General features: G+C 63.4%; 14 protein-coding genes. 7 read left to right on the top strand and 7 right to left on the bottom strand.

The genetic code is table 11. The features are described 5' to 3' along the window. Positions 1-27: 27 nt before the first annotated feature. From acuI to AC1DZP_RS27935, 4 genes are all read left to right on the top strand, one after another. A complete protein-coding gene (gene acuI / locus AC1DZP_RS27950) occupies positions 28-1017 on the top strand; it encodes an acrylyl-CoA reductase (NADPH) (protein WP_477306871.1) in 990 nt (329 codons plus the stop codon). A gap of 143 nt (positions 1018-1160) precedes the next feature. Continuing rightward, positions 1161-3443: an ATP-binding protein gene (locus tag AC1DZP_RS27945; RefSeq protein ID WP_477306869.1), complete on the top strand. Its 2283-nt coding sequence runs from the start codon at positions 1161-1163 to the stop codon at positions 3441-3443. A 205-nt stretch (positions 3444-3648) separates the two neighbouring features. Further along, entirely contained in the window at positions 3649-4524 is an 876-nt protein-coding gene (gene olsB, locus AC1DZP_RS27940) for a l-ornithine N(alpha)-acyltransferase (RefSeq protein WP_477306959.1), read from the top strand. Between the two features lie 4 nt (positions 4525-4528). After that, positions 4529-4885 carry an MmcQ/YjbR family DNA-binding protein gene (locus AC1DZP_RS27935; RefSeq protein WP_477306867.1) on the top strand — a complete coding sequence of 119 codons (357 nt, stop codon included), beginning with the start codon at positions 4529-4531 and terminating at the stop codon, positions 4883-4885. Between the two features lies 1 nt (position 4886). On the opposite strand, the gene AC1DZP_RS27930 is transcribed toward AC1DZP_RS27935, so the two are convergent. Continuing rightward, positions 4887-5519 (bottom strand): trimeric intracellular cation channel family protein, encoded by a 633-nt coding sequence (locus AC1DZP_RS27930; protein ID WP_095084726.1) that lies wholly within the window; start codon positions 5517-5519, stop codon positions 4887-4889. 107 nt (positions 5520-5626) lie between these two features. After that, positions 5627-6259 carry a nucleotide exchange factor GrpE gene (gene grpE / locus AC1DZP_RS27925; protein WP_477306865.1) on the bottom strand — a complete coding sequence of 211 codons (633 nt, stop codon included), beginning with the start codon at positions 6257-6259 and terminating at the stop codon, positions 5627-5629. A gap of 239 nt (positions 6260-6498) precedes the next feature. Between grpE and AC1DZP_RS27920 the strand changes: the two genes are divergently transcribed. The 3 genes from AC1DZP_RS27920 to AC1DZP_RS27910 all read left to right on the top strand — a co-directional run bounded on the left by AC1DZP_RS27920 (position 6499) and on the right by AC1DZP_RS27910 (position 8356). Beyond that, positions 6499-6699, top strand: coding sequence for a hypothetical protein (locus tag AC1DZP_RS27920; protein WP_457151052.1), 201 nt, complete (start codon positions 6499-6501; stop codon positions 6697-6699). A 98-nt stretch (positions 6700-6797) separates the two neighbouring features. Further along, entirely contained in the window at positions 6798-7175 is a 378-nt protein-coding gene (locus AC1DZP_RS27915; RefSeq protein WP_477306863.1) for a hypothetical protein, read from the top strand. Between the two features lie 161 nt (positions 7176-7336). Further along, positions 7337-8356 carry a fatty acid desaturase gene (locus AC1DZP_RS27910; protein WP_477306861.1) on the top strand — a complete coding sequence of 340 codons (1020 nt, stop codon included), beginning with the start codon at positions 7337-7339 and terminating at the stop codon, positions 8354-8356. A 109-nt stretch (positions 8357-8465) separates the two neighbouring features. Here the strand turns inward: AC1DZP_RS27910 and AC1DZP_RS27905 are convergent, their stop codons facing one another. From AC1DZP_RS27905 to AC1DZP_RS27885, 5 genes are all read right to left on the bottom strand, one after another. Then, the gene (locus AC1DZP_RS27905; protein ID WP_184876947.1) at positions 8466-9086 is read right to left on the bottom strand and encodes a DJ-1/PfpI family protein; all 621 of its coding nucleotides are present in this window, start codon (positions 9084-9086) and stop codon (positions 8466-8468) included. A gap of 193 nt (positions 9087-9279) precedes the next feature. After that, on the bottom strand, positions 9280-10887 hold the full coding sequence (locus AC1DZP_RS27900) for a GMC family oxidoreductase (protein WP_477306859.1): 1608 nt from the start codon (positions 10885-10887) through the stop codon (positions 9280-9282). 96 nt (positions 10888-10983) lie between these two features. Continuing rightward, positions 10984-11517 carry a DUF934 domain-containing protein gene (locus AC1DZP_RS27895; RefSeq protein WP_477306857.1) on the bottom strand — a complete coding sequence of 178 codons (534 nt, stop codon included), beginning with the start codon at positions 11515-11517 and terminating at the stop codon, positions 10984-10986. Positions 11518-11683: 166 nt separating this feature from the next. After that, the gene (locus AC1DZP_RS27890) at positions 11684-12451 is read right to left on the bottom strand and encodes a phosphoadenylyl-sulfate reductase (RefSeq protein ID WP_477306855.1); all 768 of its coding nucleotides are present in this window, start codon (positions 12449-12451) and stop codon (positions 11684-11686) included. After that, positions 12426-14096 (bottom strand): nitrite/sulfite reductase, encoded by a 1671-nt coding sequence (locus AC1DZP_RS27885; RefSeq protein ID WP_477306853.1) that lies wholly within the window; start codon positions 14094-14096, stop codon positions 12426-12428. Before AC1DZP_RS27885 ends, AC1DZP_RS27890 begins: the two co-directional genes overlap by 26 nt. Positions 14097-14137 lie beyond the last annotated feature (41 nt).

Raw genomic sequence — 14137 nt, 5'->3', positions numbered from 1 at the left:
TCGCCAAACAAGATCGCGGAGAAAGAGATGCCCGAAACCTTCAAAGCCATCCTCGTTTCGCGTGACGCCGAGAAAAAGCAGTCGGTAGCCGTGACCGATCTCACCGAGGCCGACCTGATGGAAGGCGATGTCACCATCGCGGTCGAGGCGACGACGGTGAACTACAAGGACGGTCTTGCAATCACTGGCAAGGCGCCGGTGATCCGCCGCTGGCCGCTGGTGCCGGGCATCGATTTCGCCGGCACCGTCATCTCGTCTTCCCATCCTGACTGGCGCGCCGGCGACAAGGTCATCCTGAACGGCTGGGGCGTCGGCGAAACCCACTTCGGCGCCTACGCCGGCCGCGCCCGCGTCAAGGGCGACTGGCTGGTGCCGCTGCCGCAAGGGATGAGCCCGCATGACGCAATGGCGGTCGGCACCGCCGGCTATACCGCCATGCTCTGCGTCATGGCGCTGGAACGACACGGCATCCTGCCCGATCGCGGCCCGGTGGTGGTGACGGGGGCGGCCGGCGGGGTCGGCTCGGTCGCGGTCTCGATCCTGTCCAGCCTCGGCTACCATGTCGTTGCTTCCACCGGCCGCAACGCCGAAAGTCCCTATTTGATCAACCTTGGCGCCGCCGAAGTGATATCGCGTGACGAGCTTGCCCAGCCGGCCAAGCCGCTGGCCAAGGAGCGTTGGGCCGGCGGCGTCGACGCGGTCGGCAGCCACACGCTGGCCAACGTCCTGTCGATGACCTCCTATGGCGGAGCGGTCGCCGCCTGCGGCCTGGCCGGAGGCATGGACCTGCCTGCGAGCGTCGCCCCCTTCATCCTGCGCGGCGTCTCGTTGCTGGGCATTGATTCGGTGATGGCGCCGAAGGCAGTCCGCCTCGAAGCATGGCGGCGCATCGGCACCGATCTCGATCTGCAGAAGCTTGCCAGCCTGGCGACGACCATCGGTTTCGACGGCATCATCGATGCCGCGCATGACATCGTCGACGGCAAGATCCGCGGGCGCGTCGTCGTGGATATGTGAGCCGCTCGACTGCCCTGAGAAGGCGGACGGAATTGCCACGTGGGCCGGCAAATCCATCACCGCCGGGGCGAAAAGCACTCATCCGCTAAAATTCGAACGATCCGCCGCAATTTTCCATAATCTCTATCTGGCAAGGGTTTCGCATGATCGCGGAATCCGGCAGCCAACAGGTGGACACGGGCGAAGACGTCGATGCGGCGCCGACGCCAACGCGGCGCTTTGTCGCCGCGCCGCCGCTGGTGCCCGAGCCCGAACCCGCCGGGCGYGAAGGCCTTCCGTTGCTGGCCTTCGCCGCCATCGTCGTGCTGGCAGGCCTTGCGCATCTGACCGGAGCACCGATCTTTATCAGCGTCGCATTGCTGGCAGTCGGCCTAGCCGGCGTTGCCCTGCATCTGCGCGTCAGGCGGAGCGAACACCGAACGGCGGTCCTGCTCGACGAGACCACCGCCCGCAGCCGCGCCGAGATCGAGACGCTTGCCGACCGCATGTGGGAAATGCAGGAGAGCGAGGAGCGCTTTCGCGGCCTGATCGACGCACTTGGCGACCTCGTCATTCATCGCGACCGCGATGGCTACATCGTCTATGCCAACAAGATCTTCGCCGACCTCGTCGAAAGCGATCAACGCGACCTCGCCGGCAAGACCCTGGCGGAACTCGGCATCGATGTCGGCATCGTTCCCGATGCTGCCTTTTCCGATCATGAATGCCTGAGTTCCACCGATGTCTCCATCCGCACGCCGAGCGGTCCGCGCTGGTTTTCCTGGATCGAACTGTCGGTGCGCGACAAGGACAGCGGCGCCGTTTCGCATCGCGCCATCGCGCGCGACATCACCGCCCGCAAACGCGCCGAATCCTCGCTGATCACCGCTCGCGAGCGGGCCGAATACGCCAGCCAGGCCAAATCGCGCTTCCTCGCCACGGTCAGTCATGAAATTCGCACGCCGATGAACGGCATCATGGGCATGGCCAGGTTGCTGGCCGACACCAGGCTGTCGCCGGAACAGCAGACCTATGTCGGCGCCGTCTCGACCTCGGCCAGCGCATTGCTCGCCCTGATCGAGGATCTGCTCGATTACTCCAAGATCGAGGCGGGGCGCTTCGACCCGGAGCCGCAGCCGATGTCGGTGCGCGAGATCGCCGACAACATCGTCGAATTGCTCGCTGCCCGCGCCTTCACCAAGGATATCGGGCTGGGCTGCCATGTCGAACCCGACGTGCCGCAATTGATCACCGCCGATCCGGGCAAGGTCAGGCAGGTGCTGCTCAACCTCATCGGCAATGCCATCAAGTTCACCGACAGCGGCGGTGTATTGGTGAGCATCGCACGCGCGCGCACCGAAACCACCGACCGCATCTGCTTCACCATTGCCGACACCGGTCCAGGTCTGCATGAAGACGACCTGGAGCGCATTTTCGAAGAGTTCGAGCAGGCCGACGGCACGTCGACGCGCACGCATGGCGGGGCCGGCCTCGGCCTCGCCATCTCCAAACGCCTGGTGGCCGCCATGGGCGGCACGATTTCAGTATCGAGCCGGCTCGGTCAGGGATCCGAGTTCGTCTTTGAAATCCCGGCAATATCGGCCACCGAAGCGCCGCAGGGCTGGCAGAACGCGCTCTCGGGCAAGCGCGCAGTGATCCTGTCGAAAAATGCCGTCGAGGCCGATGCCATCGCCCGCACGATCCGCGCCAATGGCGGCGCGGTCGATGTCGCCACGACCGTCGCGCAGGCCGCGCCCTTCGCCGACGGCTGCGATATGCTCCTGGTCGACGCGGCGATGGAAGCGAGCGATGGAAGGCTGCTCAAGCGTCTTCGCCAGAGCGGTTTCGCCGACTGCGAGGCCATTACACTGATCGCACCGACCGACCGCGGCATGCTTGGCGAATTTCGCGCCAGCGGCTACGCGACCTTCCTTGCCAGGCCGGTGCGGGGCGGAACGCTTCTGCGTGTGCTGTTGAGCAGCAATGCTCCCGCCCTCGCCCCGCCGCAGCCAGAAAACCGCCACGCGCCGGCGTTTCGTGCCGTCGGCAGCCGCCAGCGGGGCCTGTCGGTGCTGATCGCCGAGGACAATGACATCAACGCCATGCTTGCCCGCGCCACGCTGCTGAAGGCCGGGCATCGCGTCAAGGTGGTCGGCAACGGCAAGGCGGCCGTCGAGGCTGTCACCGGCGCCGGGCACAACCATCGCTTCGACGTGGTTCTGATGGACCTTCACATGCCGGTCATGGACGGGCTGGACGCGATTGCCGCCATCCGCCGCTACGAGGAGGAGACCGCCGTGCCGCCGGTGCCGATCATGGTGCTGTCGGCTGATAGCCAGGAAAAGACCCGCCATGCGGTGCTTGCCCATGGCGCCAGCGGCTTCGTTACCAAGCCACTCGACCCTGACGCGCTGGTCAATGCCGTCGAGGGACAGGTCGCGGCCTAGGGCATGATCCCGAGCCGAAGGTCAGGAACTTCGACAGCCCATCCACACCGCCCGCTGGCGTAACGTAGCCGGTTGACCGTATTCGCCAGCCGACGAAGTATTGCCCACGACGTCGTATCACGGTACTGTCACAATCCTGTTGCACCTACACCGTATCCCCGTGCCAAGAGGGATGGCTCGAAGGAGAATCCTCGTGCATACAGTTATGCCGGAATGTGACACTCGGCCGAACGCCAGCAGCGCCTTGCTTGCCGGACGTAACGTCGATTCCGTCATAAAGGGCGCAGCACTCGGCCGTATCGGTAATCTCGAAGTGCGGCTCGCCCGCAACGAGGCCGAGATCGCGGCCGCGCAGGAAGTCCGCTACAGGGTGTTCTACGATGAACTCGGCGCCAGGAAGGATTTGTTCCAGGCGCCGGATCGCCGTGACACCGACCGGTTCGATCCGCTCTGCGACCATCTGCTCGTCTTCGATACTTCGCTTTCCGGCCCAGAACATCGCCGCATCGTCGGCACCTATCGCCTGCTGCGGCAAGAAATCGCGGCCGCCGCTGGAGGCTTTTATTCCGAAGGTGAATTCGAGCTGACCAATCTTATCGCCCGTCACCCCGGCCAGCGTTTTCTCGAGCTCGGCCGCTCCTGCGTTTTGCCTGAATATCGTTCGAAGCGCACCATCGAGGCGCTGTGGCAAGGTATCTGGACCTATATCAACCACTACGAAATCGGTGTGATGACCGGTTGCGCGTCGTTCCACGGCACCGTGCCGGCGGCGCATGCCGAGGCGCTTACCTATCTCGCCCATCACTGCCGGACGAATTCGGCCTGGGACGTGCGCGCGGTGTCCGGGCGCTACTGTTCGATGGATCTGATGCCGATCGAGGCGGTCAATGCCAAGGCGGCGATCGCAGCGATGCCGCCGCTGGTCAAGGGCTATCTGCGCGTCGGCGCCCGCATCGGCGATGGCTGCGTCATCGACCGCGAATTCTCGACGGTCGACGTGTTCGTCGTAATGCCGGTCAAGGAAATCGGCGCCCGCTACGTCAACTACTACGGCGGGGAAGCCCAGCGCTTCGCAGCGTGAAACGGTGAGCGACGAGCTTTCCACCGTTTTCGAAGCATTGCGAAGTGCCGCGAGCGGCTTGCCGGACACCATCGAAACGACATCTTATGGGACGCCGGCGCTGAAGGTTGGCAAGAAATTGCTCGCCCGCGTCAAGGACGCCGACACGGTCGTCCTGATGTGCCCGCTCGACGAGAAAGAGATGCTGCTGGAAGCGGCGCCCGCAATCTATTTCGAGACGGATCACTACAAGGGCTGGCCGGCGATCCTTGTCAGGTTGAGTCAAATTCCGCCCGAAGAATTGCGCCATCGGCTCGAACAGACATGGATCCGACAAGCGCCCAAAAAGCTGATGAACGCTTGGCAGGCAGCGAAGGCCTGATTCACGGAATATCCTCCGGCCGCCGGCCAGGCCGGCTCCTGTACGACGGAAACGACCAGCCGAAACGTAGCGCGCCGCCGCGCACGGCGAACGCCACGACGAAGCCGGCCAACCCCGAGACAATCTGCGGCAATCCGGCGACGTCACCCAATGTGAAGATAGCGGCGCCCGCCAGGGCGGCCGTGACGTAGATCTCCGGCCTGAGCAGCACCGACGGCTCGCCGGCCAGCAGATCGCGCAATATGCCGCCGAAGGTCGCGGTCAGCATGCCGGTGATGATCGAAACCACCGGCGAACCGGTGATTGCCAGGCCCTTGGCCGCGCCCATCACCGAAAAGGCGGCCAGCCCGATGGCGTCGAGCCACAGCAGCAGCTTGTATCGGGATTCGACACGATGCGCGGTGAAGAAGACAAGGACCGCCACCACCGCGCAGATCAGCACGTAGTCCCGGTTTCCCACCCAGAACACCGGCACGTTGAGGATCAGGTCGCGAAACGTGCCGCCGCCAATGCCGGTGACGCTGGCCAGGAACAGGAAACCGATAATGTCGAGCTGCTTGCGTGAAGCAGCAAGCGCCCCGGTCGCGGCAAAGACGGCGACGCCGGCATAGTCGAGAAGCGCGATGGGGTTCATGAGTGAGCGAATAGCAAGAAGGGAGTAGCGAATAGGGAATAGCACGAAGCCACTTGGCCGCTATCAACTATTTCCGAATCGCTACCCCTATTCGCTACTCACTCTCGTCAGGCGTCTTTCTCAGCCTGCTCATTGACAGGCCCAGGCTCGACTGGGGCTTCGGCGGTAAACTTCGGGCCGCCCTTGGCGACGCCGACCATGGCCGGGCGCAGCACCCGCTCGCCGATCGAATAGCCCGGCTGGACGACCTGGACCACGGTGTTGGCCGGGACATCAGGATTGGGCACTTCAAACATCGCCTGGTGGAAATTGGGATCGAACTTCTCGCCTTCAGGCGCGAGTTTCTTGACCCCGTGCCGTTCCAGCGCCGACAGCATGGCGCGCTCTGTAAGGTCGACGCCTTCGATCAGCGCTTTGAAGCCGGCGTCCCCGGATGCCTTTGCTTCAGCCGGGATAGCGTCGAGCGCGCGGCGCAGATTGTCCGACACCGACAGCATGTCGCGCGCGAAATTCGCCACCGCGTAAGTGCGCGCGTCGTGTACGTCGCGCGCGGTGCGGCGGCGCAGGTTTTCCATCTCGGCCGCGACGCGCAGCGCGCGGTCCTTCAGATCCTCATTTTCCTTCAGCAGCCGCACAAGGGCTTCATAGTCGCCATCGATGCTGCCTTCCGTGCGCTCGGCATTGGCCTCGGTCGCCTCGACTTCATCGGGCGCGCGTTCGTCTTTTGCCTGGTCGCTCATCGCCGTTTCCCGTCAATCTCGAATGATATGGATTTTGAGCCCGATATCGAGGTTTGGCGGCCAAAAATCAAGGGGTAAGCGATGGTAGAGGCCCTTGACCAGGGCAGGACAACGAACGGCACGGCCTTGCGATTTTAATTCAAGCTTTACCTTAAATGACGGCTTTGCTTGCCACAAAGGCGTGGTGCGGGAACCATTCCCCTGCTGGAGGAGTTTCGAAGCTGACACAGGATTTTGAGATTATGACCCGCAACAAAGGCGAAAAGGGAGAACGGTTGGCCACCGAGGTCAGGCGCCAGTTCGGTGCCGAGGCGGTGACGCGCTTTCTGCGTACCTTGCCGGCCTTCCGCACCGAGACCGACATTCCCGACCGCCTCAGGGAGCTGCTCGACCGCCTCGACGGGGTGGAGGACAGCGACGCCGGCTGGCGCCGGCAGTAAACGCAACGATCGATCTGGCAACAACCCTCCATCGGCAATAGCCTGAGAGAGCCGAACCATCTAGTGATGGATGCGTTATGATTCACATGGAGGACGTAGTGCGCAAGGTTTCGATCACCTCATTGCTGTCGGCGCTTGTCGGCCTTGGCGCCGTTGCATTGGTGGCCTTTCCGTCACAGGCAGAGAGTCTGCAGCTGGAATTGGGCAAACATGGCCCGCGGCTGAAGCTCCTGCCAGATTGCGATCCCAACTACGACGATTGCGATGTCCACAGCGACGACTGGCGCGACCGTCGTCACTCACGAGGCTGCACGGAAGACCGCGCTCTCGACAAGGCGGAACGGATGGGCATCCGCCGGGCAAGGATAGAGTCCATCGGCCGCCGCGAGATCAACGTCCGGGGCAGACAGTATGGCGACCGCGTGCGCGTGACTTTTGGAACCGAGCGCGGCTGCCCCATCCTCGATCGGGAGTAGTGATCGCCCCAAAGCAGAAAACCCGGGCGCTCCAGGGTGAATCGTCGACTGGGTCAAGTTGGGACTGACCGGGTCGACCGCCGTGCCACGCGACAATTACGCACAGTAATTTTGCGTGATCCATGTCTTGCGGTGGTGGGACACCCCGCCTATGATTCCTGATGAACATGATTTCCCCTGAGGCGGTTGCCAACAGCAAGCGCGCCTGGCTGAAGATTCTGGCACGCTACAAGAAGCCGGACAGGCGCCGCAGCGCGCTCGAACTCGCCATCACCCTTATTCCCTTCGTCACGCTCTGGGCGCTCTCTTCGGCCGCCTACTCCTACGGTCATTGGTGGGGTCTGGTCCTCATTTTTCCGGCGGCCGGGTTTCTGGTGCGCATCTTCATGATCCAGCACGACTGCGGCCATGGTTCCTTCTTCGCCAATCGTTATGCCGACGACTGGATCGGCCGCGCGCTCGGCATCCTGACGCTGACGCCCTACGACTGCTGGCGGCGCGCCCACGCGACCCATCATGCCAGCGCCGGCAATCTTGACGAACGCGGCATGGGCGACATCAGGACCTTGACCGTCGCCGAATACCGGCAATTGTCATGGCGAGGCCGTCTCGCCTATCGTCTCTATCGCCACCCGCTGGTGATGTTCGGGCTGGGACCGATCTGGCTGTTCATCTTCGAGCAAAGGCTGCCTGTCGGCATGATGCGTGGCGGCCTGACGCCTTGGGTGTCGTCAATGACCACCAATCTTGGCATCGCGGTTGCGGCGGCTATCCTCATCTGGTTCGTCGGCCCCGGTGCGTTCCTGGTTGTCCATCTGCCGATCGTCATCCTCGCCGGTTCGGCCGGCATCTGGCTGTTCTACGTCCAGCACCAGTTCGAGGAAACGGAATGGGCAAAGGATGCGGACTGGGAATTCCAGCACGCCGCCTTGCACGGATCGTCCTACTACGACCTGCCGCCGGTGCTGAACTGGTTCACCGGAAATATCGGCGTCCACCACGTCCACCACCTCTCCGCCAAGGTGCCGGGCTACCGGTTGCAGGAAGTGCTGCGGGATTATCCGGAACTGCGCGGCATCGGTCGCGTCACGCTGCTCGACAGCCTGCGCTGCGTCAAACTGGCGTTGTGGGACGAGAACCGCCGCAAGCTGGTGTCGTTCCGCGAGGCGCTGGCGGCATAAAGAAACCGCCGCACCATACGGCGCGGCGGCAACTGGCAAATCCTGGATTTGTCTTGCGTAATTCCGGACGGAAAACCTTTCACCCTTTTCCTGGAACTGCCCGGCGGGGTCAGGCCGCCTGACGCTCTTCGCGCATCAGGATCTCGCCATGGCGGATCTCGGTGCCCAGCACCTTCAGGCATTCGCGGATGAAATTGGACAGGCCCGGCCAGCCCTTGGCTGAAACGAGATTGCCGTCGACATGGGCGCCGGTCGGCGCGACGTCAATGTAGATGCCACCGGCCAGCGTCACCTCCGGCTCGCAATAGTGAAGTGCTGCGACTTCCCGGCCCCGCACCACGCCGTCGACGGCGATCAGGATCTGCACGCCGTGGCAGATGGTGAAGATCGGCTTGCCGGCCTCATGGAAATGCCGCACCAGCGCCTGCACCCGCTTGTCGATGCGGATGTATTCCGGTCCGCGTCCGCCCGCCGCATAGACGGCATCATAGTCGTCCGGCTTCACCTCGGCGAAGGTCTTGTTGAGGATGTAGTCATGGCCAAGCTTTTCCGTATAGGTCTGGTGGCCTTCGAAGTCGTGCAGCGACGTCTTCAGGATGTCGCCGGCCTTCTTGTCGGGGCACACGACATGCACCGTATGGCCAACGGCATGCATGGCCTGTTCAAAGACGAAAATCTCGTACTCCTCGCTGAACTCGCCAACGAGCATCAATATCTTCTTGCCAGCCATTCCCGGTTCCTCCCTTGTGGCCACATTTATTTCGGATGATGAAATAATGGACCTATCCTAAGGGCAGGAAGGCGAAAGGGAAAGCACAAATCCCCCGTTGGTAAGACCAGTTCCCGTCGGCCGGGGATGGCATCGCCATAGATCGCTTCAAAACAGGCGAGAAAATAGCACCACTGGTTCGACCAGAACTCCTTCAGGCCACCGCCTTGATCATATCCGCTGCCTTTTCGGCGATCATGATGGTCGGCGCATTGGTATTGCCGCCGATCAGCGTCGGCATCACCGAGGCGTCGACCACCCGCAAGGCCCGTATGCCGCGCACGCGGAGCTGCGGATCGACCACCGCCATGTCGTCGATGCCCATCTTGCAGGTGCCCGCCGGGTGATAGATCGTATCGGCGCGGGCTCGGATATGGGTCATCAGCTCGGCATCGCTCGATACGCCGGCGGTGTAGATTTCCTTGGCGCGGTATTTGGCCAGCGCCGGCGCCTCCAGTATGCCGCGCATCATTCTGACACCCCTGAGCAACAGTTCGGCGTCGCGTTTGTCGGACAGAAAACGCGGATCGATTCGCGGTGGCGCCAGCGGGTCGCGCGCCGACAGCCCGACCTCGCCGCGCGAATGCGGCCGCAGCACGCAGACGTGGCAGGAAAAGCCATAACCCATATGCAGCTTGCGACCATGATCATCGACGATGGCGATGCAGAAATGCAGTTGCAGGTCGGGACGGTGGATCGCCGGGTCGGATTTGAGGAAGGCGCCGCCCTCCGCGTAGGGCGTGGCGATCATGCCGCTGCCATCCCTGCGCCAGCGCCGCAGATGCCGCAGCAGTCCAGGCAGACCGCGCAGGCCAATGCCCATCATGTCGGTATTCTTCGATTTCCAGCCCATGATGAAATCAAGATGGTCCTGCAGGTTCTTGCCGACGCCGGGCAGTTCATGGACGATCGGAATTCCGTGGGCTGCAAGCTCGACAGCCGGGCCGATCCCCGACAGCATCAAGAGCTGCGGCGAGCCGAAGGCACCGGCGCAGACGATGACCTCGCGCCTGGCTTTCGCAACGGCTTCATTCTTGCCGGCGCGATAACGCACGCCGGCAGCCCGCTTGCCTTCAAGGACGATACCCGTGGCGTGCGCTCCGGTGACAACGGTGAGGTTTGGCCGGCTCATCGCCGGGTGTAGATAGGCTGCGGCTGCCGAACAGCGCTCGCCATTGCGGCGTTCGCCCCAGAATTGCGTGACCTGATAAAGTCCGGCCCCTTCCTGTTCGACGCCGTTGAAATCATCGTTGCGCCGGACCTGGTTTTCGCCACAGGCCTCGACAAAGGCCTTGGAGAGCGCACGCGGCTCCTGCTGCTCGGCGACCCGCAATGGCCCCTCGCCACCGTGCAAGGCATCCGCACCACGCTGATTGCCTTCCGCACGCCGGAAATAAGGCAGCACCTCGCCCCATGACCAGCCGTCGCAGCCGAGATTGGCCCATTCGTCATAGTCGCTGCGGTGCCCGCGTGTGTAGAGCATGGCATTGATGGCGCTCGAGCCACCCAGCGCCTTGCCGCGCGGCTGGTACCCCTTGCGGCCGCCAAGCTCTGGCTGCGGCACCGTCTCGAAGGCCCAGTTGTTGATCTTCGGCCGGCCCGGCAACAACGCTATGACGCCTGCCGGCGCGCGGATGAGCACGTTTTTGCCCTCGCCGCCGGCTTCGATCAGGCATACCTTTTTCGATGGATCTTCGGAGAGCCGCGCGGCAAGCGTGCAGCCGGCGGACCCGCCACCGGCAATGACATAGTCGAAATCCATGATCTCCTCCCGGACACCCGGCGGATGTTTCCGTCCGGATGGCCAAGAGAAGGCCCGATCACAGCCGATGTAAAGACGCGTGGAATTACCGCTGCGTCAGCTGACGCGAACGCGCCGCCAGGAATACTTTGGTCCCCTGGGCTCCGGCATGGCAGTTGGCTGGTAGTAGAGCCCCAACCCGCCGGTGCGGCCCTCTTCCAGCCGTTTCAACAGCACCGGGTTAGATATCTCGAATTCGTCGAAGCCGAGCCGCAGCATATGCGGCAACTGGTCGACCAGCACCTGGCCGGTGGCGCGCACCGCACCCTCGAAATGATAGCGGCTGCGCAGCAATTCGCCCTTGGAGAAGGAACGGCCATCGCTGAAGGCCGGGAAGGCCAGCGCCACCAGCGACAATTGGTCTAGCAGATCAGCGATCTTCTCGAGCTGGTCGCCGGGCTGCAGCGCGACACCGAGCCGCTCCCTGGCGGACCGGCGCACCTCCGGGTCGGGAGCGAGGAACGCCTGCAGCGGCAGGATGAAGCGGCCATTGCCGGACAGCGCGTCCGCGCCTTCGGCATGAGCCCACTCGTCCTCGCGAAAACCCGTCGGGGTCCAGAGGCGGGTCTCCGGTGTGGTCGGTTCGGTCATCAAAAATTCCTAAAGCCCAAAGAATCCCAGGGTGTTGAAATTCAGGTCAGGCCGAGACGAAAATGGTGGCTTCCGAGAACCGGAGCGGAGCGTACCAAAGTACGTGAGCACCGGAAGCGCAGGAAGCCGCCATTTGCAGGCCGGCATCACCTGAATATCACATACCCTAGAGCGATGCGTCGGTCAGCGACTTTTCCAGTCCCGACAGGTGAATGCCGCACTCGGTCTTGGCATGACCGGCCCAGCGGCCGCTGCGCGCGTCCTCGCCGGGCTGCACCGGCTGCGTGCACGGGAAGCAGCCGATCGACAGATAGCCATAGGCGACCAGCGGATTTTCGCGCAGCGCATGCGCGCGCATGTAGTCCGCCTGGTCCGATGTCGTCCAGTGCGCCAGCGGATTGATGCGGATGCGCGGGCCGACCGCCTCGAACACAGGAAGCGTTGCCCGGGTCGAGGCCTGGAAGCGCTTGCGGCCAGTGAACCAGGCGCGGAAAGGTGCAACGCCACGCGCCAGCGGCTCGACCTTGCGCACGTCGCAGCAGGCGTCGGTATTGCTCTGGTGCAGATTGCCCGTCGGGTCGATCCGTTCGAGCGCTGCTTCTTCGGGCTTGATCACCCGGATGTTGGGCAGCCCGAAATCGGCGGCAAGCGCGTCGCGATAGCTGAGCGTCTCCTCGAAATGCTTGCCGGTGTCGAGGAAGATGACCGGCAGCGTCCGGTCGATCTTGGAGATCATGTGCAGCAGCACGGCCGAATCCGCGCCGAATGACGACACCGCGGCGATCTCGTCGTGGAACAGTTCGCGGGCCGAGCGTTCGATGATCTCTAGCGGGGTCAGATGGCCATAAAGCGCATCGAGCCCCGCCGCTTTCGCAGCTATGCCGTCATCGACGACGTCGACGATCTGGTCAAGCGGCCTTGGCTTCGCCAGCATAGAGCGCCTCCTTGAACGGCGCGGGACCGACTCGGCGGTAGGCGTCGATGAATTTTTCTTGTGGGTTGAGCCGAAGGCCGAGATAGGTCTCGACGATCTGCTCGATGGCGTCGGTGATCTCTTCCGAGCTGAAGCCGCGACCGATGATCTCGCCGACCGAAGTATTCTCGTCGGCCGAGCCGCCCAGCGTCACCTGATAGAGCTCGGAGCCCTTCTTCTCGACGCCGAGGATGCCGATATGGCCGACATGGTGATGGCCGCAGGCATTGATGCAGCCGGAGATCTTCAGCTTCAGTTCGCCGATCTCGCGCTGCCGCTCCAGCGAGGCGAAGCGGCGCGAGATTTCCTGCGCGATCGGGATCGAGCGCGCCGTCGCCAGCGCGCAATAGTCGAGGCCCGGGCAAGCGATGATGTCCGATATCAGGTTGGAATTGGCCGTCGCCAGCCCGATGTCGACCAGTGCGTCATGGACCGCCTTGAGATCGGCGCGCGCCACATGCGGCAGGATCAGGTTCTGCTCATGGCTGACACGAAGCTCGTCGAAGGCGTATTTCTCGGCGATGTCGGCGACTGCTTCCATCTGGCTGTCGGAGGCATCGCCCGGCACCTCGCCGATGCCCTTCAGCGAAATGGTCACCGCCGCATAGTCGGGATGGCGGTGCGTCACCACGTTCTGGTCGAGCCAATCGGAAAAGCTCTTCGAATCGAGGCGCGCCAGCTTAACCGCTGCGTCGCCGTCCGGCCGGTCGGTGAGCGCCGGAGGCGCGAAATAGGCCTGGATGGCGCGGATATCAGCGTCCGGCAATTTCAGCTCGGCGTCCTTCAATTCCTGCCACTCGGCCTCGACCTGGCGGGTGATTTCCTCGACGCCGGTCTCGTGGACGAGGATCTTGATGCGCGCCTTGTACTTGTTGTCGCGGCGCCCATAGAGGTTGTAAACGCGCAGGATCGCCGTGCAGTAGGACAGAAGGTCGGCTTCCGGCAGGAAGTCGCGGATCTTCCTGGCCACCATCGGCGTGCGGCCCTGGCCGCCGCCGATATAGACGGCAAAGCCGAGTTCGCCGGCGGCGTTCTTCTTCAGGTGCAGGCCGATGTCATGGGTCTGGATGGCGGCGCGGTCACGCTCGGCACCAGTCACCGCGATCTTGAACTTGCGCGGCAGGAACGAGAATTCCGGGTGCACCGACGACCACTGGCGCAGGATTTCGGCATAGGGGCGCGGATCGGCGACCTCATCGGCGGCAGCGCCCGCGAAATGATCGGCGGTGACATTGCGGATGCAGTTGCCGCTGGTCTGGATGGCATGCATCTCGACGCTTGCCAGATCCGCCAGGATCGCCGGAATATCCGACAGCGCGGGCCAGTTGAACTGGATGTTCTGGCGCGTGGTGAAATGGCCGTAGCCCTTGTCGTATTTGCGGGCGATGTGGCCGAGCATGCGCAACTGCTTGCCGTTCAGCGTGCCATAGGGCACCGCGATGCGCAGCATGTAGGCGTGCAGCTGAAGATAGACGCCGTTCATCAGCCTCAGCGGCCGGAACTGGTCCTCGGTGATCTCGCCGGCAAGGCGGCGCTGGACCTGGTCGCTGAACTCGGCGACGCGGGCCTGGACAAAATCGTGGTCGAACTCATCGTAACGGTACATGCTTCGTCTTTCAGGGCGCGTCCGCCCATGCCTGGTGTCTT

The organism is Mesorhizobium sp. P2_F8 (genome assembly GCF_056403655.1).
This window is presented reverse-complemented; position numbering and strand designations above follow the sequence as displayed.

Bases quoted from the DNA above. Each gene is read 5' to 3' on its own strand.
- acuI (WP_477306871.1), top strand. From the start codon at position 28: ATGCCCGAAACCTTCAAAGCCATCCTCGTTTCGCGTGACGCCGAGAAA.
- AC1DZP_RS27900 (WP_477306859.1), bottom strand. From the start codon at position 10,887: ATGGATTTCGACTATGTCATTGCCGGTGGCGGGTCCGCCGGCTGCACG.
- AC1DZP_RS27905 (WP_184876947.1), bottom strand. From the start codon at position 9,086: ATGGCTGGCAAGAAGATATTGATGCTCGTTGGCGAGTTCAGCGAGGAG.
- AC1DZP_RS27930 (WP_095084726.1), bottom strand. From the start codon at position 5,519: ATGAACCCCATCGCGCTTCTCGACTATGCCGGCGTCGCCGTCTTTGCC.
- olsB (WP_477306959.1), top strand. From the start codon at position 3,649: ATGCCGGAATGTGACACTCGGCCGAACGCCAGCAGCGCCTTGCTTGCC.
- AC1DZP_RS27910 (WP_477306861.1), top strand. From the start codon at position 7,337: ATGAACATGATTTCCCCTGAGGCGGTTGCCAACAGCAAGCGCGCCTGG.
- AC1DZP_RS27885 (WP_477306853.1), bottom strand. From the start codon at position 14,096: ATGTACCGTTACGATGAGTTCGACCACGATTTTGTCCAGGCCCGCGTC.
- AC1DZP_RS27890 (WP_477306855.1), bottom strand. From the start codon at position 12,451: ATGCTGGCGAAGCCAAGGCCGCTTGACCAGATCGTCGACGTCGTCGAT.
- grpE (WP_477306865.1), bottom strand. From the start codon at position 6,259: ATGAGCGACCAGGCAAAAGACGAACGCGCGCCCGATGAAGTCGAGGCG.
- AC1DZP_RS27895 (WP_477306857.1), bottom strand. From the start codon at position 11,517: ATGACCGAACCGACCACACCGGAGACCCGCCTCTGGACCCCGACGGGT.